Annotated in this window: 19 protein-coding genes; 7 read left to right on the top strand and 12 right to left on the bottom strand. The window is 43.4% G+C overall.

Annotation, left to right across the window (positions count from 1 at the left end; all coding sequences use genetic code 11):
• Window positions 1-52 precede the first annotated feature (52 nt).
• The 3 genes from D0C36_RS05865 (at window position 53) to D0C36_RS05855 (ending at window position 3,786) form a co-directional block, all read left to right on the top strand.
• Window positions 53-556, top strand: a complete 504-nt coding sequence (locus tag D0C36_RS05865) for a low affinity iron permease family protein (RefSeq protein ID WP_117390608.1) — start codon at window positions 53-55, stop codon at window positions 554-556.
• Window positions 525-950 (top strand): GNAT family N-acetyltransferase, encoded by a 426-nt coding sequence (locus D0C36_RS05860; RefSeq protein WP_117390607.1) that lies wholly within the window; start codon window positions 525-527, stop codon window positions 948-950. Before D0C36_RS05865 ends, D0C36_RS05860 begins: the two co-directional genes overlap by 32 nt.
• Window positions 951-1,407: 457 nt before the next feature.
• Complete coding sequence (locus D0C36_RS05855) at window positions 1,408-3,786, top strand: ABC transporter permease (protein WP_117390606.1); 2,379 nt, start codon at window positions 1,408-1,410, stop codon at window positions 3,784-3,786.
• 1 nt (window position 3,787) lies between these two features.
• Here the strand turns inward: D0C36_RS05855 and D0C36_RS05850 are convergent, their stop codons facing one another.
• From D0C36_RS05850 to D0C36_RS05825, 6 genes are all read right to left on the bottom strand, one after another.
• A complete protein-coding gene (locus D0C36_RS05850) occupies window positions 3,788-4,639 on the bottom strand; it encodes a hydroxymethylglutaryl-CoA lyase (protein ID WP_117390605.1) in 852 nt (283 codons plus the stop codon).
• A 164-nt stretch (window positions 4,640-4,803) separates the two neighbouring features.
• Window positions 4,804-6,117, bottom strand: a complete 1,314-nt coding sequence (locus tag D0C36_RS05845) for an NAD(P)/FAD-dependent oxidoreductase (RefSeq protein WP_117390604.1) — start codon at window positions 6,115-6,117, stop codon at window positions 4,804-4,806.
• Window positions 6,118-6,274: 157 nt separating this feature from the next.
• Window positions 6,275-9,253: a protein translocase subunit SecDF gene (gene secDF / locus D0C36_RS05840; RefSeq protein ID WP_117390603.1), complete on the bottom strand. Its 2,979-nt coding sequence runs from the start codon at window positions 9,251-9,253 to the stop codon at window positions 6,275-6,277.
• Window positions 9,254-9,367: 114 nt separating this feature from the next.
• Window positions 9,368-9,850 (bottom strand): dihydrofolate reductase, encoded by a 483-nt coding sequence (locus tag D0C36_RS05835; protein WP_117390602.1) that lies wholly within the window; start codon window positions 9,848-9,850, stop codon window positions 9,368-9,370.
• Between the two features lie 27 nt (window positions 9,851-9,877).
• Window positions 9,878-10,258, bottom strand: a complete 381-nt coding sequence (locus tag D0C36_RS05830; protein ID WP_117390601.1) for a four helix bundle protein — start codon at window positions 10,256-10,258, stop codon at window positions 9,878-9,880.
• Window positions 10,259-10,303: 45 nt separating this feature from the next.
• A complete protein-coding gene (locus tag D0C36_RS05825) occupies window positions 10,304-11,125 on the bottom strand; it encodes a thymidylate synthase (protein WP_117390600.1) in 822 nt (273 codons plus the stop codon).
• A 166-nt stretch (window positions 11,126-11,291) separates the two neighbouring features.
• Between D0C36_RS05825 and ispE the strand changes: the two genes are divergently transcribed.
• The gene (gene ispE / locus D0C36_RS05820; protein WP_117391385.1) at window positions 11,292-12,098 is read left to right on the top strand and encodes a 4-(cytidine 5'-diphospho)-2-C-methyl-D-erythritol kinase; all 807 of its coding nucleotides are present in this window, start codon (window positions 11,292-11,294) and stop codon (window positions 12,096-12,098) included.
• 132 nt (window positions 12,099-12,230) lie between these two features.
• Here the strand turns inward: ispE and D0C36_RS05815 are convergent, their stop codons facing one another.
• From D0C36_RS05815 to tgt, 4 genes are all read right to left on the bottom strand, one after another.
• Window positions 12,231-12,509 (bottom strand): hypothetical protein, encoded by a 279-nt coding sequence (locus D0C36_RS05815; RefSeq protein WP_117390599.1) that lies wholly within the window; start codon window positions 12,507-12,509, stop codon window positions 12,231-12,233.
• Window positions 12,510-13,367: 858 nt separating this feature from the next.
• Window positions 13,368-14,270 carry a DMT family transporter gene (locus D0C36_RS05810; protein ID WP_117390598.1) on the bottom strand — a complete coding sequence of 301 codons (903 nt, stop codon included), beginning with the start codon at window positions 14,268-14,270 and terminating at the stop codon, window positions 13,368-13,370.
• Between the two features lies 1 nt (window position 14,271).
• On the bottom strand, window positions 14,272-15,387 hold the full coding sequence (locus D0C36_RS05805; protein ID WP_117390597.1) for an LptF/LptG family permease: 1,116 nt from the start codon (window positions 15,385-15,387) through the stop codon (window positions 14,272-14,274).
• A complete protein-coding gene (gene tgt / locus D0C36_RS05800; RefSeq protein ID WP_117390596.1) occupies window positions 15,388-16,518 on the bottom strand; it encodes a tRNA guanosine(34) transglycosylase Tgt in 1,131 nt (376 codons plus the stop codon).
• A 176-nt stretch (window positions 16,519-16,694) separates the two neighbouring features.
• Here tgt and D0C36_RS05795 point away from each other — a divergent pair, with 176 nt between their 5' ends.
• From D0C36_RS05795 to rsmG, 3 genes are read left to right on the top strand one after another with little or no spacing between them, the layout of a single operon-like run.
• Complete coding sequence (locus D0C36_RS05795; protein WP_233524419.1) at window positions 16,695-17,852, top strand: glycosyltransferase; 1,158 nt, start codon at window positions 16,695-16,697, stop codon at window positions 17,850-17,852.
• Complete coding sequence (locus D0C36_RS05790) at window positions 17,843-18,448, top strand: RNA polymerase sigma factor (protein ID WP_117390595.1); 606 nt, start codon at window positions 17,843-17,845, stop codon at window positions 18,446-18,448. The genes D0C36_RS05795 and D0C36_RS05790 overlap by 10 nt, the downstream gene beginning before the upstream one ends.
• On the top strand, window positions 18,438-19,064 hold the full coding sequence (gene rsmG, locus D0C36_RS05785; protein WP_117390594.1) for a 16S rRNA (guanine(527)-N(7))-methyltransferase RsmG: 627 nt from the start codon (window positions 18,438-18,440) through the stop codon (window positions 19,062-19,064). Before D0C36_RS05790 ends, rsmG begins: the two co-directional genes overlap by 11 nt.
• Here the strand turns inward: rsmG and D0C36_RS05780 are convergent.
• Window positions 19,061-21,205: a M56 family metallopeptidase gene (locus D0C36_RS05780; protein WP_117390593.1), complete on the bottom strand. Its 2,145-nt coding sequence runs from the start codon at window positions 21,203-21,205 to the stop codon at window positions 19,061-19,063. The genes rsmG and D0C36_RS05780 overlap by 4 nt on opposite strands.
• The gene (locus tag D0C36_RS05775) at window positions 21,202-21,579 is read right to left on the bottom strand and encodes a BlaI/MecI/CopY family transcriptional regulator (RefSeq protein WP_117390592.1); all 378 of its coding nucleotides are present in this window, start codon (window positions 21,577-21,579) and stop codon (window positions 21,202-21,204) included. Before D0C36_RS05775 ends, D0C36_RS05780 begins: the two co-directional genes overlap by 4 nt.
• Between the last annotated feature and the right edge of the window lie 76 nt (window positions 21,580-21,655).

Raw genomic sequence — 21,655 nt, 5'->3', positions numbered from 1 at the left:
GTTTTAAACATTGGCGCTTTTTTTTAGTTGTAGCCTTAAACCCAACTGTGTTATGCACGCGAATAAGGAAAAACAGCATCTTTTTGAAAGGTTTGCCAACTGGGCAACCGTGGCCACCGGCAGCTCTGCCGCATTTATCACCGCCACAATAGTCATTATTGTTTGGGTAATATCGGGCCCTATATTCCATTATTCTGATACCTGGCAGCTGGTTATCAATACGGGCACTACCATCATTACCTTTTTGATGGTGTTCCTGATCCAGAAATCGCAGAACAAGGATTCAAAGGCTGTGCACCTGAAGTTGAACGAGTTGCTGGCATCGCACCAGGGAGCAAGTAACCGCATGGTAAATATTGAGGATTTGACCGAGAAAGAGCTGGATCAGCTGTATAAATTCTACATCCGTTTATCTAAATTAGCCGAAGAAGAAGATGATATCACCTGCACGCACTCTATAGATGCTGCAGAGGAGAACCATACCGAGAAATTAACCGGCTTTAAGAGCAAAAAGCACTACCAGAATGCCCTCAAACACAGAAGTAAGAAAAGTTGATGATCCGCAGGAATTAGAAAAAGTATTTGCCGTAAGGCGCGAGGTTTTTGTGGGCGAACAAAACTGCCCGCCCGAGCTGGAATACGAGTTTGAGGACGTATCCACCCATTTTTTAGCTACTGTTGATGGCGAACCCGCTGGTGCAGCGCGCTGGCGCAAAACTGATAAAGGTTACAAACTGGAGCGCTTTGCCGTGTTGTCAAAATTCCGCGGATATGGTGTAGGGCAGGCATTGGTAAAAGCTGTTCTGGATGATCTGCCGGCAGATGCCACTTATGTTTACCTGCACTCGCAGGTACAGGCCGTAGGTTTGTATGAGAAATTCGGCTTTAAGCCATCGGGCCCACAGTTTGAGGAAGCGGGTATCCAGCATTTCAAGATGGTAAAAGGTTAATTTCAAAGTGTGAATCTTCAGGATGAACATTCTCAAAATAACATTGCGGGTCATATTTGCAACATCATCTGTGTTGAATGCTTTAGTTGCAGTTTTGCTTTTTTGGCGGTGCTTTGCCGGTTTTACCGGTATTTTGTTATTTTATTTCAACTTCATTCACTTTCTATTTTCTATAGTGTTCATTTTTGTGCTGTTGTACAAAAGGATTCTTAAGAAAACGCATTTTTCTTTTTTCAAAACGGAGTTAGTTTATTTCCTGATAAATATTGTCTGTATTATTTTGCTGTGCATTTCAGATTCAAATTGTCCCGTTTTCCGATAACATACGGTTCTTTGGAATATAACTTTAACAAGAAGTAAGCTGGTGTTGTGTAACAGGATATCTTAGATAATTAAAATAATATTTTGTTTTAATTATTAAAATGAAATATTATTTTGCAAGTCTAAATCATCACCCATGAATAAGTTAGACTTTAAGATAGCGCTCCGCACGTTTTTAAAAGCTAAATGGTATAATATTCTGAACATAACAGGCCTTTCCCTTGGCCTGGCTGCTTTTATATTTGTAACCCTTTATGTAGATCATGAGACAAGCTATGACAAGTGGAACAAAAACTACAGCCGCGTATTTTTGATCGAGAGGGAACTGCCCAACGGGCCATCTCCATATACGCCTGCGCCGTTAGCGGAGGCCATAAAAGCCCAATGCCCCGAGGTGGAAGAGGTAGGCCGTACGAATACTGCGCCTTTTGAGATGCCTTTTTATACCGCCGCAGGGCGCTTTGTGATCAAAAAATGGGCGGGTGCCGATTATTCTATTGCCAAAATACTGGGCATTACGCCTAAAGGCTTTCAGTTAGATCCTGATAGTAAAACACCAACTACACTGCTCTCCAAACAAACATCAGAAGTGCTTTTCCCCGGCCATGGCACGGTGGTTAACAAAACGGTGAATATGGCCTCACGGTCGGGGATGCCGTTCATTGTATCGGGTGTGGTGGATGATATCCCCGGCAATACCAATTTTCAGTTTGATTGTATCGGCTTCTCTAATGACCTAACTTCGGGTAAGGATGCAAGCTTTGCTAACCGCATATTCCAGACCTATATCCTTGTAAAACCAAATACGGATGTCAACCAACTATCGAAGAAGATAGACGGCATCTACAAAAAAGCTGCACTGGCTGATACTACACAATCCGGCAGGGAATCTATCAATCCCGATGCGCCTGCTGTGTATCTTGATGCGCTGCAGAACCTGCACCTTAAACCCCACTACGCCTCGCACACCGGCGAGCAGATAGTGCAGGGACTGGTTGTGCTGGCTATCATCATCCTCATCGTTACCGGCGTTAATTTTACTAACCTGTACATTACCCAGGCCAACAGGCGCGCAAAAGAAGTGGGCGTTAAAAAGGTGAACGGGATCAGGAAAGGGAAGATTGCCGGCCAATTTATGCTCGAGATATTTTTCCAGTGTGTGGTTGCCCTCTTAATTGCTTTTGGGTTGGTAGTGATAGGCCTGCCATATTTTAACCAGCTGCTGATGGCTGATCTGCTCATCTCGGGTATCAATTTAACCATAGTTGCACAGTTGCTGGCCATGCTTGTGGGGCTTACTCTGCTTGCAGGCATTTATCCGGCATTGGTAATGGCCGGTTTTAAACCCGCAGAGGTATTGCGTGGTGATCAGCTATCCGGCGGGGGCAAACTTTCATGGGTGAAGAACGCGATAACCGTACTGCAGTTCACCTTTGCCATTGTGTTTGTAATAACGCTGGTGGTGATAAATCAGCAAGTGAAGTATATGCGTGCCGGGGATGCCGGCTTTACGGCTAAGCAGGTGGTTTATGTAGATAACCTGGCGCTGTTCAATACGCCGCAGAAATTTGAGTCGGTGCGTAACCGCATAAAAGAGATACCCGGCGTAAAAAATGTTACGGTAGCGACTAATGTGCCGGGCGGACTAAAGCCGGTATCAAACGAGTACACAGTGCAAAGCAAGGCGGTTACCATGAACACCATCGGGGTAGATTACGAGTACTTTGAGACTTTAAATATCGGCGTAAAAGAGGGGCGGGTGTTTAACTCAACGTTCTCCGGCGATTCTGTGGGTGTAGTGATCAACCAGGCAGCTGCAAAGGCAATGGATCTGCCGAACCCTGTGGGTACCACCATCAACGGTTGCGGCGGCAGGTATAAAATTATCGGCGTTACCAATGATGTAAAAGCGTATGGCTTTGAGGAGAACATCCAGCCAACCGTTTATGTAATGAACGACCATTGCAACCTCAGCAAAACGCAGATCATGATAAGTGCCGAGGAGAGGGCTATCCCAACCATGCTGAGCACTTTAGGCAAACAATGGAAAGATATCAATAAGCTGGACGGCGATACTTTCAGCTACCATTTCCTGGATGAATTGTACGGACAACTATTTGCCAAGCAGGAGCAGTTACAAACGGTACTATTCTTCTTTTCGGCACTGGCGGTGTTTATAGCGTCGCTGGGCATCTTCTCGTCAGCGGCAAATGCTATCCGCATCCGCATGAAGGAGATAGCTATAAGAAAAGTATTCGGCGCTATGGGGCAACAGCTGATGGTTACGCTGAGCAAGCCGTTCTTCTACACGGTTCTCATCGCCAATATTATCGCCTGGCCGGTATCGTTCCTGATATCTGATAAATGGCTGCAAACCTTTGCCTACCGCGTGCACCTGTCGGCTATGCCGTTTGTAATAGCGCTGGCCGTATCGTTAACCATTGTTGCGCTAACGGTTTGCCTGCAGGTGGTAAGGGCAATAAGGTTTAACCCGGCCGATAAGCTGAAGGTTTAGTTCAGCCAAATACTTTGGCGGAGTAATCCATTGCTTCGGCCAGTTTATCCAGATCTAAGCTGAGGGGCACGTTCTGGTGCAGCAGGAAAGCTACGAGGTTTTCGGTAGCGATGTTACCGGTAAGATCGTCTTTTGCCATGGGGCAACCGCCGTAGCCTTTCAGCGCCACATCAAATTTGTTGCAGCCAGCTTCCCAGGCAGCGGCAATTTTCTCCTGCCAGGTATCGGGCGTAGAGTGCAGGTGAACGCCAAACTCTGTAATGTCTGAAAGCTCTTTCAAAGCAGGGTACAGGCTGTTTATCTGCTCCGGCTGCGCAACGCCAATGGTATCAGAAAGGGCAATGTAGCCTATGCCATCGTCGATCATCTTCTGCGCCCAATTCAGAACGATCTCGTTATTCCACTCATCTCCGTAAGGGTTACCAAAACCCATAGAGAGGTAAACAAGCAGCGCCTTGTTGTTGGCCGCGCATAATTCGTTAATGCGTTTCACATCATCAAAGGCCTTATCTATGGTGGTATTGGTATTCCGCATCTGGAAGGTCTCAGAGATAGAGAAAGGGTAACCAAGGTAAGTTATCTCATGGTGCTGTACAGCGTCTTCAGCGCCCCTGTAATTGGCTATAATGGCCAATAATTTGGAGCGGGTATTGTCCAGATCCAGTTTGCTCAATACCTCAGTCGTATCGCGCATTTGCGGGATAGCCTTAGGCGATACAAAGCTGCCAAAATCAATGGTTTCAAAACCTACCTGCAAAAGCAGGTTAATGTATTCGGCTTTAACATCCGTTGGTACGAAATCGTGGAGCCCCTGCATAGCGTCGCGGGGGCATTCGGTTATCTTGATATGCATTTTTTAATTAGTGAATGAGTTGGTGAATTAGTGAATGAATGAATGAGTGAATTATTGATTGACAATTATAAATGCCACTTATTAATCAAAGATCCATCCATAGTGTAATCTTAAAAAATAATAAAATTCACTAATTCACTCATTCATTAATTCACTAATTAATCTTAGTCGGGTTGGGAAACCTGCTCATCTTTTTCAACAAGTTCCTCACGCTTAAAGTTACGAATAATTAATCTGCTGCCGCCGTTGTAGGTAACGTAGCTGGCCACCCAGTTGATGAAAACGATCACCTTGTTACGGCCACCCATCAATGATATCAGGTGAACGAACATCCACACTAACCAGGCAAAAAAGCCCTGGAACTTTAGTTTACCCAGATCGGCAATGGCCTTATTGCGACCGATTGTGGCTAATGAGCCTTTATCATTGTATTTGAATGGCTCAGTTTGTTCGCCTTTTATGAGTTTGTAAATGTTCTTGCCTGTGGTTTGGCCCATCTGTATAGCCACCTGTGCCACGCCGGGGTGGCCTTTAGGTGTCTCAGTCGTTATCATAGCTGCCACATCGCCAATAGCGAAGATGTTTTGTGTACCCACCATGCGGCAGATGTTATCAACCTTAATGCGGTTACCGCGCTCAATGGCATCTTTTGCAACACCATCGGGCACAACACCCATTACGCCGGCGCTCCATATCACGTTTTTGGTGAGGATGCTTTTGCCGCCTTCAAATTTTATCTCGTGGCCATCGTAGCTTTCAACTTTTACGCCCAGTAATACCTCAACGCCCATCTTTTTCAAAAACTCCTCAGCAGCTTTTGAGCCTTCGTCAGAGAAAGGCCCTAAAACTTTGGGCAGAAAATCTACCAGGTAAACTTTCATTTCCTCTTTGGCCAGCTCGGGATAATCTTTATCCAGTACGTGGTTACGTAGCTCGGCTAAGGCGCCTGCAAGCTCTACACCGGTAGGGCCGGCACCAACCAGTACGAAGGATAGGTACGGTGCCCTTTCTTCGCGAGAGGGTTTTAAAATAGCTTCCTCGAGGTTCTGCAGTACCAGGTAGCGCAGGTTCATAGCCTCGGGGATTGATTTCATTGGCATGGCATAATGCTCAATCTCTTTGTTGCCAAAGAAATTGGTGGTGGAGCCGGTTGCTATCACCAGGTAATCGTACCTGATATCGCCTATCTCGGTATGTACCGTATTGTTCTCCTTGTCGATAGATAATACTTCAGTATTCCGGAAACGCAGGTTCTTTTGATCATCGAAGTTTTTACGCAGAGAGAAAGCGATAGACTCGGCCTCTAAACTACCGGTAGCCACCTGGTAAAGCAGGGGCTGAAAGGTGTGGTAGTTATGTTTATCTATCAGGATCACCTCAACCGGTTTATCTTTTAGCTGCTTGGCAACCTGTATACCGCCGAAACCGCCGCCTATGATTACTACCGTTGGGAATTTTGATGCATTAGTAGGGTTCATGCCTTATTTATTGTTTGTTTAGAAAGCCCCCTCTAAATCTCCTCCGCCAGCCGGCGGAGAGACTTAAAAACACTTCGCAGCAGTGTTGAGCTATAGTTGTAAAACAAAAAAGGCCCCAAATGTTCTTCGGGGCCTTTTTAATTATTTTGAAATGATATTATTTCAATTTTTTGTCTCCGAAGTCGACAATTACCGGGGATGCAACGCAGATCGACGAGTAGGTACCGAATAGTACACCGATCAATAATGCGAATGAGAAACCACGGATAACGTCACCACCAAAGATGAACAATACTACCAATATCAATACCACGGTTAAAGCAGTGATAATAGTACGGCTTAATGTATTGTTAATAGCGTGGTTGATAACTTCTTTCTGGTCGGTATTTTTCTCGTGTTGCAAGAACTCGCGGATACGGTCAAATACTACCACGGTATCGTTAATTGAGTAACCAATAACGGTTAACAACGCTGCGATAAACGCCTGGTCGATATCTAAAGAGAACGGAAGGATATCTTTAAACAACGAGAAGAACGATAGTACCAGCAATGAATCGTGCGCGGTAGCAACCATCGCTCCCAAGCTGAACTGCCATCTGCGGAAACGGATAAGGATGTAAGCCGAGATAACAAAGATAGCAATGATGATAGTCCACTTAGCTGATGATTTAACCTCGTTAGCTACAGTAGCCTCAACTTTTTGGTGGCTCAGTATCTGGTCAGCTGTGATCTTTGTAGCAGGCGTAGCCTCTAAAGCTTTTATCAAAGCTGCCTCAACTTTAGCATCAGCGCTTTCTGCATTATCATTGATAAGGTAGTTGGTAGTGATGCTCATTTTATCAGCACCGTAAGTTTTAACCTCAGTACCACGGCCAAGGGTAGCATCTACCGCATCGTGAATTTGCTCGGTAGTAACACCAGGGGCAAATTTAACTACGTAAGTACGGCCACCGCCAAAGTCAACACCGTAGTTAAAGCCACGGGTAAACATTGATACCAAACCGGCTGCAATGAATATACCAGAGAATGCGTAGAACTTGAAACGGTTTTTAACGAAACCGAAGTTTGCGTTTTTGAAAGTATGCGAGCTCCAAGGGCGAGAGAATTTGATATCCCAGCCTTTTTCAAGCATGTATTCAAAGATCAACCTTGAGATCAGTAATGAACAGAACAAGGTAGTTACGATACCGATCATCAACGTAGTTGCGAAACCCTGGATAGGGCCCGATCCGAAGATGAACAGGATAACACCTGTTAAGAATGTACTGATGTTGGCATCAAGGATTGAAGGTAATGCGTGTTTAAAACCATCGGCAATAGCAATACGTAATGATTTGCCAAGGCCAAGTTCTTCACGTACACGTTCGTAAACCAATACGTTAGCATCTACTGCCACACCCAATATCAAAATGATACCGGCAATACCAGGCAGCGTTAATACCGCACGGATACTTACCAATACACCCATCAGGAAGAATACGTTAACCAATACCGCAACCACGGCTACAGTTCCTGCACGGTTGTAGTAAGCTATCATGAAGATAAGGATAACCACCAAACCTAAGATACATGACATTAAACCGGCGCTGATAGCTTCCTGGCCTAATGACGGGCCTACAACAGCTTCGCCGATGATACGTGCCGGGGCAGGTAAACGGCCGGCTTTTAATACGTTGGCTAAGTCTTTAGTATCTTCTTGGGTGAAGTTACCACCAGAGATTGATGATACACCACCAGAAATTTCGTTTTGTACGTTAGGGGCCGAGTAAACATTGTCATCCAATACAATGGCAATTGCTTTTTTAGCAGCACCTGCAGAAGCCTCTGCCGTTACGTTTTTCCATTTCTGGGCACCTTGCGAGTTCATGTACATGGTAACCTCAAAGCCACCTTTCATTTGGTCAACATCGCTGCGTGCATCGTTGATCACATCGCCGGTTAATACCGGGCCGTTTTCAGCACCGGCTAATTTGATAGCAAACAGGTCGAACCTTTTTGTGCCTTTTTCCGGTTTTACACTCCAGAACAATCTTAAGTTTTGAGGCAATACTGCTTTAACATCTGCACTGCGCAGGTAGTTGTTCACTTTGGCAGTATCTTTTTGCTCGGCAGAACCCACAATAGGGCCTGGTGCTAACTGAGGAGCGCCATCTTGCCCCTGGTAAACCATTGGAGACAATACCGCAAATAATGGGTTTTGTGCAGCAAGCTGTGCTTTGTTGTTTACACCTGCAGAATCTTTACCGCCTGCAGTTTTGATTTTGCTTAGCAATGATGCAGCAGAATCTTTCTTGTTGGCGTTAGCCGCAACTTTAGCAGTGGTATCTGCTTTTGCAGCTTTAGTAGTGTCTTCTTTTGGAGCTGTTTTGTTTTTTGCAGCAAGGATGCCGTTAACATTGTTCAACAAGCCATAGATCTCGCTGTTATCAAAAGTTTGGTAAAACTCAAGCTTTGCAGTACCTGATAAAAGTTTGCGAACACGCTCAGGATCTTTAACACCCGGCAACTCTATCAAAATACGGTTAGTGCTTTTTTGTAATTGAATGTTTGGTTGGGTTACACCAAATTGGTCAATACGGGTATGCAATACGGTGTATGATTGTTGTACCGCAGTATTTGCCTGGTCTTTCAGGTAAGCTTCAACTTCGCTGTTTGATGAGTTGAACTTTAATTTATCCTGATTATTGTTGTTAGCAAAGATGGTAGCCAGTTTACCGCTTGGGTTTAATTTCTGGTACTCGTCAACAAAAAGCGTGATATAATCTTTTTGCTCGGTAACGCTTCTTGCCTGTGCATTGGTTAACGCAGTTTGGAAAGCAACCTCTTTGTTGTTGTTTGATAATGCAGTCACCAGCTCGCGCAGGGAGATCTGCATAGTAACGTTCATACCGCCCTTTAAGTCCAAACCTAAAGCAAGCGTATTGTCAACACAGTACTGGTAAGTGTGGCCAAAAACCGGGTACACCGGTTGTGTAGAAATAGAATCCAAATACGCCTTCTCTTTGTTGGCATCGCCTTTAGCGTACGCTTTCGCATCACTCTCAACTTTGTGCGTCACCCATGTGAATGATAGCTGGTATATACATACCACAGCCAGCAGAATGGCGAAAAATTTAATAACCCCTTTACCTTGCATTGCGAATTAAAATATGTAATGAATTAGTTTATAAGCTTTTTAATAAGACGGCAAATCTAATAAAATTTCACAAGCATGAAATTTTTAATTGAAACAAAATATCAACTGTTTTTGTTAACGCCGATCCAGCGTGATGAATGAATATGGGAGCGGATTTTTCTCGTCCGGTTCGTGGCGTTCGCGGCTCACTTCGTTCCATTGCGAGTAGTCTATCTCGGGGAAAAATGTATCGGCATCAAATACTTTGTGGATGATGGTAAGGTAGATCCTGTCGGTCTTGTCCATCGCCTGGCGATAGATCTCGGCACCACCACCAATAAATACTTCATCTTCGCCGTCGCAAAGTGCCAAACCCTCGTCTATTGATTTTACTACCTCGCAACCCGGTATCTCAATTTCCTGCCTGGTAACCACAATATTGCGGCGCTTTGGCAGCGGCTTACCTACCGAGTCGAACGTTTTGCGCCCCATGACAATGGTACGCCCCGAGGTGATCTCCTTAAAATGTTTAAGATCATTTGGCATGTGCCAAAGTAACTGGTTGTTTTTGCCAATAGCGTTGTTCTCTGCTATGGCTACGATTATGCTTATGATCATTGGTGATTTGTCATTGGTGATTGGGCATCAGTCATCAGTTTTAGTGATGGCTAATTTCCCAATATGTTTTATGTACGCGTTGAGCTTTATGTGGATTAGCTCTAACTGTTCTATAAGGTTTTCAAATTCAATTGTAGTGATAAGATTTCTGTTTGCCGACTTCTTGATCCAGGATTTAGTTTCAAGGATCGAGCCTCGGCTAAAATAGCAAAAGTTCTTGTTTTCCTTGTAGTGATACCGGCCAAAGCCCTCGGCGATGTTAGCGCTGATGGAATCTGCCGATCTGACCAGTTGCTTGCCAATGGTGCTTTTAGAAAAGGGATCCCATATTAAGACAATCGTCCAGATCTTCTCTGCAAAGTCCGCTGATAAATTATAAACATCTAAATCTTCTAACCTGTTGGCCATTTTCTCTTCAAAAAGTACTAATGACTAATGTCCGATGACAATTGACTATACCGCAACTACTCCCTTAATGTGCGGATGCGGGTCATAATTCTCCAAAGTAAAATCTTCAAACTTAAATCCGAAGATGTCTTTTACCTCTGGGTTTATCCGCATGGTTGGCAACGGTCTTGGGTCGCGGCTCAGTTGTAGCTGGGCTTGCTCCAGGTGATTGTTGTAGATGTGGGCATCGCCAAAGGTGTGGATGAAATCGCCGTAGTCCAGATCACATACCTGGGCCATCATCATGGTGAGCAGTGCGTATGATGCAATGTTGAAAGGCACGCCCAAAAATATATCGGCACTGCGTTGGTAAAGCTGGCATGATAGCTTGCCTTTGGTTTCACCCTTCGATGCATCAGCGGGCTCCACATAAAACTGGAACAGGCTATGGCAGGGCGGCAGGGCCATCTGGTTAACATCGGCCACGTTCCAGGCCGATACCATGATGCGGCGCGAGTCGGGGTTATTCTTGATGGTGTTCACCACCTGGGTTATCTGGTCAATGTGGCCGCCATCGGGTTTTGGCCAACTGCGCCACTGGTAACCGTACACCGGGCCAAGGTTGCCGTTCTCGTCGGCCCACTCGTCCCATATACGCACGCCGTTATCTTTTAAATATTTGATATTGGTATCGCCGCTCAAAAACCAGATCAACTCATGGATGATTGATTTTAAGTGCAGCTTCTTGGTGGTCACCATCGGGAAACCATCTTTCAAATTAAAACGCATTTGGTAACCAAACACGCTAAGGGTGCCCGTACCGGTGCGGTCATGTTTCTGCGCTCCGTTTTCCATCACATGTCGCATCAAGTCGAGGTACTGTTTCATTTTATAAAGTTGATTGGGTGGGTGGTTGATTGGGTGAGTAGTTGTAAAGGTTACTAATGAACCATTGAACTATTGAACCAATGAACAATTCTTACACAAAGAAAAATAATCTAATTTTGGTATCCTACGGATGTGTATAAATACCGCCGTTGTTAATCAATCTCTGATGATCGTATTCCCGAACGCAAAAATAAACATTGGCCTTAACATTACCGAGCGCCGGCTGGATGGTTACCACAACCTGGAAACTGTTTTTTACCCCGTTAAAATTTTTGACGTGCTGGAAGTGATCGAGGCCGATGAGCTGAGTTTCGAATCATCAGGCTTGGACATCCCCGGCAGGGCAGAAGACAATCTTTGCATCAAGGGCTATCACCTGCTCAAAAAAGATTTTCCGAAACTACCGCCGGTAAAAATTCATCTCCACAAAAATGTACCGATAGGGGCAGGGCTTGGTGGCGGCTCGGCCAACGCTGCGTTCTTCATTAAATTGATGGACGAGAAATTCGGGCTTGGGCTGGATGAGGAAGAGATGATGGACTACGCCCGGGTGCTGGGCGCCGATTGTGCTTTCTTCATTAGCAACCGCCCGGTTTTTGCTTTTGAAAAGGGCGATGAGTTTGAACCCGTAAAACTCAACCTCTCGGCCTACCACATTGTACTGGTAATGCCCGATGCCCATGTATCAACCGCAGAGGCTTACAGAGGCGTAAAATCTACGCCAGTTAAAGAAACTGTATACGACCTGGTAAATATGCCCGTAGCGGCTTGGAAAAAGCACATACGGAATGATTTTGAGGTACACATATTCAACAACCATCCCATTATCCGTGGCGTAAAAGCAACCTTGTATGAGCGCGGTGCATTATACGCCAGTATGAGCGGCTCCGGTGCGTCGGTTTTTGGCATCTTTGAGACCCGCCCCGACCTGAGCGACCTGGAAGAGACCTGCCAGGTTTTTTACGGGGTGTGATAAGTGAATGGATAAGTTGTGATTGGTAGGGAGTGCTAAAGGGGGTATCAACCGATAGGCAACCGGGTATCAACCAAGCTAAAGCAAACGGCTGTTTTTGCAATTTAATCACTCATTATTCACCACTCACCACTAACTAATATAATCCCTGTCTTCGTCACTTAGTGTATTGGGGTCTTCTTTCCCGTGGATGTCATCATAGTGCTCGCTAATGTTGTACTTCTTGTTTTTTGGACGGGCAACCAGCACCCCTAAAATGAAAGCCAGGATGGCCACCGGCAAAAGCATCTTTACTTTTGAAGTGTACACCGTACTAAATAAAATGTGGAAGTAAACCCTGTCTGTATTCTGCATAATGATCACGGTTAGCAATACTACTATAACCAGTGCCACGATATTTTTGATGCTCATAATTTCTGCTCGAATAATCTTTCTACAATTTACATTTTTTAATCGCTAATCAAAAAACGGTAGGGGGAGAGTAGCTTTTTTTTTGACGTGCTGATTTTGCTGAGAAGAAGCTGGATAGCTCAAAGATTTTTAGCCTTGATTTATGTCTGATGTTTCGAGTCTTGTCTTCATGTTTTAGGGTGGATCTGTTACTTGTTGTTTTTTAGACGGGCTGATGGACTGTCTTCCATTTTTACATTTTTTTCTAATGCCGATGGCGTTCATCAGGAGCGAAAAATTCTGAGGAATTTTCGCTCAAAATTTCAATTTGTATACGCGCTGCAGTACTCCCCATGATTTTATTAGTTTCCTGATTTGATAGTTTGATACACTTAGCTTCAATAATTACTGTCGCAAATCGATAGCTTACAATTTGTTTAATTAAACTTCATATATATACTGATTAACAAAATATTAAATACTTTTAAATATATCCATTATTGTATGTGCTAATATTTTTAGCTTTTTGTAGGTTTTAAAGTGCTATTTATATAAACTTAAACTTTTTTTAAATTATATATATATCTGATTTTTAATGTTATATATAATTAATATCTTATTTATAATTAAGTGTATTTGTTGAAATATTGATGTCGATTGAATGGATGTGACAATAGTGATGAGGTTTGGATATTTGATACACTAACTAAATTTAAAAAATTGGCTGTATTTGGCTCAAAATCTCTGCGCGGGGAAAAGTGCGCTAAAAAATGAAAGTGGCTCAGAGGGGCTAAAAATGCCTCGTTTTGTGATGCGCACTTTGCCCCTACCCTGAGTGGGTTAGTGGTAAATAGTTGAGAAAAATAAGAGAAGAGAAGCTTATTTGGTACGGCGTTTAGCCACCTGTTTTTGGGCAACAGGAAACAGAAAAATGGTAGACAAAACAATAACGGCACCGGCCCAAAAACCAGCGCTCATGGTGCTGGTATTATTAAAAAAAAGGAACGCCATAATGATACCATATACCGGCTCAAGGTTGGTAATAAGCGCCACCCGGAACGCCGAAAGTTCACGCATTACAGATACCCCGGCAACGTAGGCAAGCGATGTACATACGGTACCAAGGATGATGAGGTAACCAATATCTGATGTTTTTGGGATAACAAAAACAGTCCCACCCGCTGTGGCTAAAAGGTACAAAGTGATCCAGATGAACGCGCCGGATAATTCATAAAATGCAATTACCGGCGCCTCAGTTTTTTGCACAAACCGCCCGTTGATAATAGAAAAGAGGCTGGCCAGCATAGCGCTTACAAGGCCTGCTATGATGCCCTTAGTGTATTGCGTTTCAAATTTAAAAATCAGCGTTATGCCTAAGATTATAAAAATACCCGCAATGATCTCCAATTTAGAAACTCGCTTTTTATTGATCAGCGGCTCAAAAATCGCCGTAAAAAGTGTGATGGATGAAAGGCAAACAAGCGTTACCGGGACAGTGGAAAGTTTGATAGAAGCAAAGAAAAGTATCCAGTGCCCACCAACTATTGCACCTGTTAGTGCCATTTTTAGAGTGGTTTTTGCGTCTAATTTCATCGCAGTTTTGTTGAATTTGAAATACAAAAACAACGAAATACTGGCTATTAAAACCCGGTACCACACCAAATTTACTGCCGATATTGAAATTAATTTCCCCAAAATTCCGGTAAATCCCCAGATAAAAACAGTGAAATGAAGGATTAGAAGGTTCTTATTAAAGCCGGGATTTTGAGCTTTTTGAGGCATTTTATTTAGGAGCTTTTACGATCAAAATATACCCTATAACACCAAAAATAGCGTTAGGGATACACACGGAAATGAGCGGATCAAACCCACCTTTTACCGAAAAAACGAGGGCAAATTTGTTCACTACGATATAGGTAAAGCATATAAAAATGCCTATCCCCAGAGGTAAACCAACCCCGCCGCGCACCTTTCTTGATGAGATAGCAACGCCAATACACGTAAGTACAAAGGTGGATAAGGGCTCAACAAAGCGGCGATATTTTTCAAATTCCATGTCAATTACTGCCCCTGTGCTGCGTATTTTTTCTTTAACAATTGCAGCGTTAAGGGTTGATAATGGCATGGCGCCATAGATATTACTTACCACATTATCGTGCGCCTGGAAGTCTATCGGGCGCATATCAAGCACGGTATCTATCTGCGTATAACTGGAAAATAATGTGTCTTTTAATCCGCTTATTATACGGCGGGTAGGGCCGTTAATTATCCAGTGATTCTTCAACGAATCATACTTTATACTGGTAGCAGTAAGGCGTTCTTTCATCTCGTCACCATCAAATTTTTCCAGCATAAACTGGTAGCCCGTTTGCATTGACGGGTCAAAAGATTGCATATAAACATAGGTATGTTTGTCTAATTGTATATGCACATCGGCCTTTGATTGGTCGTCATTTGCAAAGAAATTCTTGCTCTCAAAATTAACTTTAAGCTTATTGGTGTAAGGTATAACGTAGATATTTAACAACAGCGAAACAACAAAAATGAGTGCCGAAGAAAGTGCGTAAGGCCTTAAAAAGCGGTAAAAACTGGCCCTGCTGGTAAGTATAGGAACTATCTCTGTTTGGTTGGCCATCTTAGCTGTGAAGTATATCACCGCCAGGAAGTTAATGAGCGGCGAGAGCAACATCAGGTAAAACGGAATAAAGCCTGCATAGTACTCAAATATGATGTCGTGCAGGTTTGAGTTCTTGCCCAGGAAGTTATCCAGGTGTTCTGAGATATCAAAAATTACGGATATTACCAGGAAAATGCCCAGGGTAAACAGGAAAGTACCCAGGTATTTACCCATAATAAACCTGTCAATAACGGTGAGATATCTGCGCAGTAGTCTCTTCATTTACAATCTTGTGCCTAAGCGGGTTACCATTTTGTTCTTCCAGTCGTAAAACTCCCCGGCAATGATTTTATTGCGTGCCTCGGTAACAAGCCACAGATAAAAATGAAGGTTATGGAGCGTTGCTATCTGGGCGCCAAGCATTTCGCCGCTATGGATTAGGTGGCGCAGGTAGGCTTTGGTATAAACCTGATCGGCAAAAAGGTCGCTATCTGCTTCTATCGGCGAGAAATCGTTCTTCCACTTCTCGTTTTTAATGTTGATAATGCCATCCTTGGTAAATAACATGCCGTTGCGGGCATTACGCGTAGGCATTACACAATCAAACATATCAATACCTAAAGCAATGTTTTCCAGTATGTTAACCGGTGTGCCTACACCCATCAGGTAGCGGGGCTTTTCTTTAGGCAATATGTCGCACACAATCTCTGTCATGGCGTACATTTCTTCGGCAGGTTCGCCTACACTGAGGCCACCAATAGCGTTGCCCTCACGCTCAAAAGAGGCAATAACTTCTGCCGAACGTACCCGCAGATCTTTATAAACCGAACCCTGCACAATTGGGAAAAGTGTTTGGCTGTAACCATATTTTGGTTCGGTACTATCAAACCTGTCGCAGCAACGTTTAAGCCAGCGATGGGTCATTTCTATAGAGCGTTTGGCGTAGTTGTACTCGCATGGATAGGGGGTACACTCGTCAAAAGCCATGATGATATCGGCGCCAATAATGCGCTGTATATCCATCACATTCTCGGGCGTAAACAGGTGTTTTGAGCCGTCAACATGAGAGCGGAAGGTAACACCTTCCTCTTTTATTTTGCGTACTTCTGTTAAAGAATATACCTGGTAACCGCCGCTATCGGTTAAAATAGGGCCATCCCAACCGTTAAACTTATGCAGCCCGCCGGCTTGTTCAAGTGTGTTTAGGCCGGGGCGTAAGTATAAATGGTAAGTATTTCCTAATATGATCTGAGCCTGTATATCGTCTTTTAACTCGCGCTGATGTACGGCTTTTACAGTTCCGGCTGTGCCTACCGGCATAAAAATAGGTGTTTGAATAACGCCGTGGTCGGTAACGAGTTCGCCTGCGCGGGCTTTAGACAGAGGATCTTGTGCTTGTAGAGTAAATTTCATTTTATCCCGGTAAAATTACAAAAAACGGTTGGATTGGTGTGGGCTTAATTGTGCCGAATGCTATTGTTTAATTGCTGTATTGTTAGATTGTTATGCGTTTGTGTAAAATAATTTATCGCTAAACAACAATCAAGCAATCAAACCATATAAACACTAAATCGGCCTCGTAATTGTCAGTGTTTTTTAACAAATTTGTTGCTTATTTCATAGGCACATTGGAAGCTTACGTTCACCAGGCATTATTCGTTTTATTTCAGCTCTGTTTTATTTTTCAACTGTATTACCTTATCAGTAATCATAGTAAACTTGCAGGCTACAACCCACAGCAAGAGATGCCGCAACCCGGCGTGCCTGTTTCTGTGATCATAAGCGCCCGCAATGAGGCCCGTAACCTGGAGATCTATCTACCTTATATATTACAGCAAAACTATCCCGAGTACGAAGTTATTGTGGTGAATGACCGTTCTTCTGACGATACTGAAGATGTGCTTCGCGAGATACAGCTGGAGTTCCCGGGCCTTAAAGTTGTTACCGTTGTAGAGAATTACAAGAATAAAACAGGCAAAAAATTTGCCCTTACCATGGGCATAAAAGCAGCCAGATACGATCACTTTTTGTTTACAGATGCCGATTGTAAACCCGCCACTTTGAACTGGATAACCCGCATGGCGGCTAACTTTAACGGGTCAACACAGATTGTTTTGGGCTACTCGCCTTATGTGAAAACAAGCAATTTTTTAAATCCTTTTATTCGTTTCGAGACTTTAAAAACGGGTATTAACTACCTTTCATCAGCCCTAAAAGGCGACCCTTATATGGGCATTGGCCGTAACCTGGCGTACACAAAAAGCCTGTTTTTTGGCGCAAAGGGCTTTGCATCGCACATGCATGTAATGAGCGGTGATGATGACCTGTTTGTAAACCAGAACGGAAATTCGGGAAATACAACCATAGAAATTCATCCCGATACCTTTACTTATAGTGATGCAAAAAGCACACTCAGCAGTTGGTTTATTCAAAAAAAGAGGCACATGGGTGTAGGCAAATTGTACAAGAATAGTCATCGCCGAATGTTAAGTTTTGATGCAATAAGCGGCTTTTTGTATTATGTTTTGTTTATTTTGTTCATTATTTTAAAGTTTGAACCATTATTAATTGCGGGTGTTGTTTTATTTAGGTTGATATTACAGTTTGCTATCTACCGCAAAATATTCCGCAAGCTTGACTGTGGCGACCTACTGTGGTGGCTGCCGTTCTTCGATATGATATATTATATATATCTGAATGTGTTTGGATTGATTGGTACCTTTATTAAAACCACCCGATGGAAATAAATAAAAACTTCACCGAGAACGCAAAAAACGACTTTCACCTTGTTGTTAAAGCGCGCGAAGGCAACCAGAAAGCCTACGCCGACCTGATGCAGCGCTATAAGGATTCTATCTATTTTATGGTGCTTAAAATGGTAAACAATAAGGAAGATGCCATGGACCTTACCGTGGAAACCTTTGCGAAGGCCTTTGAGAAGTTGGATAAATACCAGCCCGAATTTGCTTTTAGTACCTGGTTATTTCGTGTGGCTACCAATAATTGTATTGATTTTATCCGTAAAAAGAAGCTTAATACACAGTCTATTCATGGTATGATGGATGATGATGGCGACGAAAAACCACTGCAAATTAAGGCCGATACGCTGAACCCCGAGGAATCATCCATAAAAAAACAGCAAACCGCCGAGCTAAAATTACTGATTGAAAGTTTGCCCCCGCGTTACCGCAACTTAATTACCCTGCGTTATTTTGATGAGTTATCGTACGAAGAGATCTCGCAGCAGCTTGATTTGCCATTGGGAACTGTTAAGGCACAATTATTTAGAGGGCGCTACCTGTTGGGTAACATTATAAACCGATATAAAAAGGATGGAATCTGATATCCTGTTAAAATACTTCCCGAATATAACTGCAGAGCAACAAGCGCAATTTGGCCAACTGCAGGAGCTTTATACCTTTTGGAACAACCAGATCAACGTAATATCGCGCAAGGATATTGATCTGCTTTATGAGCGCCATGTGCTGCACTCTTTAGGTATAGCCAAAGTAATGGAGTTTTTGCCCGGCGAAACCGTCTTAGACGTAGGCACCGGTGGTGGGTTCCCGGGTGTGCCGCTGGCTATTATGTTCCCCGAAACGCAGTTTCACCTGGTGGATAGTATTGGTAAAAAAATAAAAGTAGTTACCGAAGTTTCATCAGCTATCGGCCTTAAGAACCTGCGCGCATCGCACGCCCGTGCCGAGGAAGTAAAGGACAAATTTGATTTTGTGGTATCGCGTGCGGTAACGCAACTGAAGGATTTTTACCCATGGGTGAAGGGCAAATTCAAAAAAGAATCGAACAATAAACTGGCCAACGGGATACTCTATTTAAAAGGAGGCGACCTAACGCAAGAAATTGCCGAAGCGGGTTTAGCCGTGCAGCAATTCTACCTCAAAGATTATTTTACTGAGGATTTCTTTGAAACCAAACAGGTTATCTACGTAAAAGGTTAGTTTTTATAACCTACCACTACTATTTCATTAAGCGCAGCACTTTTGCCATTTTGAGGCATATAATTTTGTGTAAGGGGGAAATTTGCGCGGCTTTCTATTTGTTCTTTTCCGTTATCTAAATGGAACAGAACAGGTATCGAATAATTATGCACCGGCAAATTCAGCGGTTTATCGAAATTATTCAGTGCTTTTACCACCTCATCATCAACAAGTGAGGTTACGCCTCTCACCACTTTAACATTGCTTATCTTCTCATCATTTACATCAAAAGTTACTATTACCCGGCCTGCTACATCTTTATCGCGGGCTGCTTTTGGGTATCTTAATGTTTTTCTAAGATGGGTATATAAGTCCCTCACCGCTAAATTTTGCTCATTACTCATCAGCTTACCCGGCGTTTTATCGGGCTCTACCGGTGGGGGCGGGGGCGGCACGTTCTTGTTCATTTTAGGTGCAGGCGGTGGCGGTAAAGGCATATTTTTACCGTTCTTTCCTGGTTCTACAGGTGGCGGTGGCGGTGCATTCATATAACCGGTGGCTACAACCACACCGGCAAAATTTGGTTTAGACCTGTAATTATCTATTGATTGATACTTCTTAGTATAACCTTGTAGTGCAAATACGGTAGCCATGTAGTATTGGCCGGGGGCCTTATTAACAGTGCCCTTAAAAGAACTCAGCGCGTTTACAGCTGCTTCGTCACAACCATTACCGATGCCTTTTTCCACTTTTATGTCGGTTATTTTATGATCGGCATTTAAGCGGTATGATAATATAACATTACCATCAGTTTTACTTTCGCGGGCCGATTGTGGATAGCGCAAGGTTTTTGCCATGTGTTTATACAAGGCCACATACGCCTTTTCGTAAGGCGGCGGCGGGGCCAAGGCTTTAGTAGGCAATTGAGGGGCAATTACAAGTGCGCTTCCATTTTTATCTTTGTTATATATTGATACAGGTCTTGCAGGTGGCGGCGGCGGTGGCGGTAGTTTTTGTGTTTGCTCATACGCTGAGCGGGCCGAATCGCGCAGAACTTTTTCAATCCTGAAGTGATCGCCATTTGAAATAGTTATTTCTTTTGGTTCATCAGGAAAAGTTTTTACCGAATAATAAGTGGCTTTGTCGGCAGTTGAATCACGCAGTTCCATGTCATCTGCAATGGCAGTAATTCCACTCTTTAAATCGGTTAGCTTAAGTGTATACTTCCCGCTATCAATTTGCACGGTAGGTGTAGTTTGCTTTTGCGGTGCAAAGTCAATAAGCCCATAATCTTTACTAAACAGTAAGGTGGATGTGCATAACATCCCCGCGCAAAGCGGTACTGCTGCCAGGTATTTTAGCCTTGCTAACTTACCTGATCGTTGTTGGTTTAACATGATTATTCTCCTTTTTAATAGGTTGTTATTGAAGAAAGAATGTGTAACCGATGCGCCCTGCAAGCCATAAGCATTGTTGAGCAGGAAAGATGAGTAGGCGATGGCATCGCTCTCATGAGCGGCGGTTTGCTCATCGGCAATGTATTCGTGCACGGTTTTTAGACTCTGTTGTACCAGGTAAACCACCGGGCTAAACCAGTTAATGATCTTCAGCAGTTCAAGAAAAAGAATATCCAACGTATGTTTCTGGCGTATATGTACCAGCTCATGCGCTATAATGGTATCGGGTTGTTTTAACTCGGTACCTATGTACAAATAGTTAAAGAACGAGAAGGCAGTTTGGCTATGAGGCAGGTCGATACGCTGATAATTGCCGTGTTTTAACGAAGTACCCGAGCGGGTGATGCTAAATAAACGCACCAGTCTCACTATCAAAATAACTGCGGCAATCATAGCCCCGCCTATATATAAATAAGGAATAAGCTCATCTGCCGACAGGCGAAACGATGTATCGGTAGGTTGACTAACCCTGATATTGGCCGGCAGTACATAAGATGTTTGTGTAACTACCTGCGTAACCGTATCAGTTGCTGGTTTTAAAATAGTTACCTGTGTGAACGGGATAAAGAATGCCATTATGCACGATAGGATAAGATATACCCTGCCAAGTGTATAATGTGTATTATTTGCAAGCAGCAAACGGTAGCATAAATAAAATACCAGCAGGTAAATATTTGCTTCGATAAGGTAATGTAGCCAACTCATTTTTTTTCGGCTTTAAGTTTTTCAATCAATGCGCTCAGTTCATCCAGCTCTTTTACGCCCAGCTTATTTTCATCGGCGATGAACGATACCAGGCTTTTGTAGGAGTTATCAAAATAGCTGGTCATCAGTTTATCAACGCTGAACTTTTTGTAGTCGGCTTCGCTGATGAGGGGGAAGTACACGTGTGAGTTACCGTAGGCTTTATGATCGATAAATCCTTTACCCTCTAATACGCGCACCACGGTTGATACGGTGTTGTAGGCCGGTTTAGGATCGGGCATTTGCTCCAGTATATCCTTTACAATCCCTTCGTTTAACTGCCACAGTATCTGCATTATCTGCTCTTCGGCCTTGGTGAGTTCTTTTAGTGTCATAGCAAACTATCTTTATAGTTTAACCAAGGTAGAAACTATTTTTATAGTTTACAAACTATTTTTATAGTTTTTTATT

It is taken from the genome of Mucilaginibacter conchicola (assembly GCF_003432115.1).
In the GTDB taxonomy this organism is placed as follows: Bacteria; Bacteroidota; Bacteroidia; order Sphingobacteriales; family Sphingobacteriaceae; genus Mucilaginibacter; species Mucilaginibacter conchicola.
This window is presented reverse-complemented; position numbering and strand designations above follow the sequence as displayed.

Bases quoted from the DNA above. Each gene is read 5' to 3' on its own strand.
- D0C36_RS05830 (WP_117390601.1), bottom strand. From the start codon at position 10,258: ATGGCCAACAGGTTAGAAGATTTAGATGTTTATAATTTATCAGCGGAC.
- D0C36_RS05835 (WP_117390602.1), bottom strand. From the start codon at position 9,850: ATGATCATAAGCATAATCGTAGCCATAGCAGAGAACAACGCTATTGGC.
- D0C36_RS05815 (WP_117390599.1), bottom strand. From the start codon at position 12,509: ATGAGCATCAAAAATATCGTGGCACTGGTTATAGTAGTATTGCTAACC.
- D0C36_RS05825 (WP_117390600.1), bottom strand. From the start codon at position 11,125: ATGAAACAGTACCTCGACTTGATGCGACATGTGATGGAAAACGGAGCG.
- D0C36_RS05780 (WP_117390593.1), bottom strand. From the start codon at position 21,205: ATGAGTTGGCTACATTACCTTATCGAAGCAAATATTTACCTGCTGGTA.
- secDF (WP_117390603.1), bottom strand. From the start codon at position 9,253: ATGCAAGGTAAAGGGGTTATTAAATTTTTCGCCATTCTGCTGGCTGTG.
- D0C36_RS05860 (WP_117390607.1), top strand. From the start codon at position 525: ATGCCCTCAAACACAGAAGTAAGAAAAGTTGATGATCCGCAGGAATTA.
- D0C36_RS05775 (WP_117390592.1), bottom strand. From the start codon at position 21,579: ATGACACTAAAAGAACTCACCAAGGCCGAAGAGCAGATAATGCAGATA.
- D0C36_RS05790 (WP_117390595.1), top strand. From the start codon at position 17,843: ATGGAAATAAATAAAAACTTCACCGAGAACGCAAAAAACGACTTTCAC.
- ispE (WP_117391385.1), top strand. From the start codon at position 11,292: ATGATCGTATTCCCGAACGCAAAAATAAACATTGGCCTTAACATTACC.
- D0C36_RS05805 (WP_117390597.1), bottom strand. From the start codon at position 15,387: ATGAAGAGACTACTGCGCAGATATCTCACCGTTATTGACAGGTTTATT.
- D0C36_RS05810 (WP_117390598.1), bottom strand. From the start codon at position 14,270: ATGCCTCAAAAAGCTCAAAATCCCGGCTTTAATAAGAACCTTCTAATC.
- D0C36_RS05855 (WP_117390606.1), top strand. From the start codon at position 1,408: ATGAATAAGTTAGACTTTAAGATAGCGCTCCGCACGTTTTTAAAAGCT.
- rsmG (WP_117390594.1), top strand. From the start codon at position 18,438: ATGGAATCTGATATCCTGTTAAAATACTTCCCGAATATAACTGCAGAG.
- tgt (WP_117390596.1), bottom strand. From the start codon at position 16,518: ATGAAATTTACTCTACAAGCACAAGATCCTCTGTCTAAAGCCCGCGCA.
- D0C36_RS05845 (WP_117390604.1), bottom strand. From the start codon at position 6,117: ATGAACCCTACTAATGCATCAAAATTCCCAACGGTAGTAATCATAGGC.
- D0C36_RS05850 (WP_117390605.1), bottom strand. From the start codon at position 4,639: ATGCATATCAAGATAACCGAATGCCCCCGCGACGCTATGCAGGGGCTC.
- D0C36_RS05865 (WP_117390608.1), top strand. From the start codon at position 53: ATGCACGCGAATAAGGAAAAACAGCATCTTTTTGAAAGGTTTGCCAAC.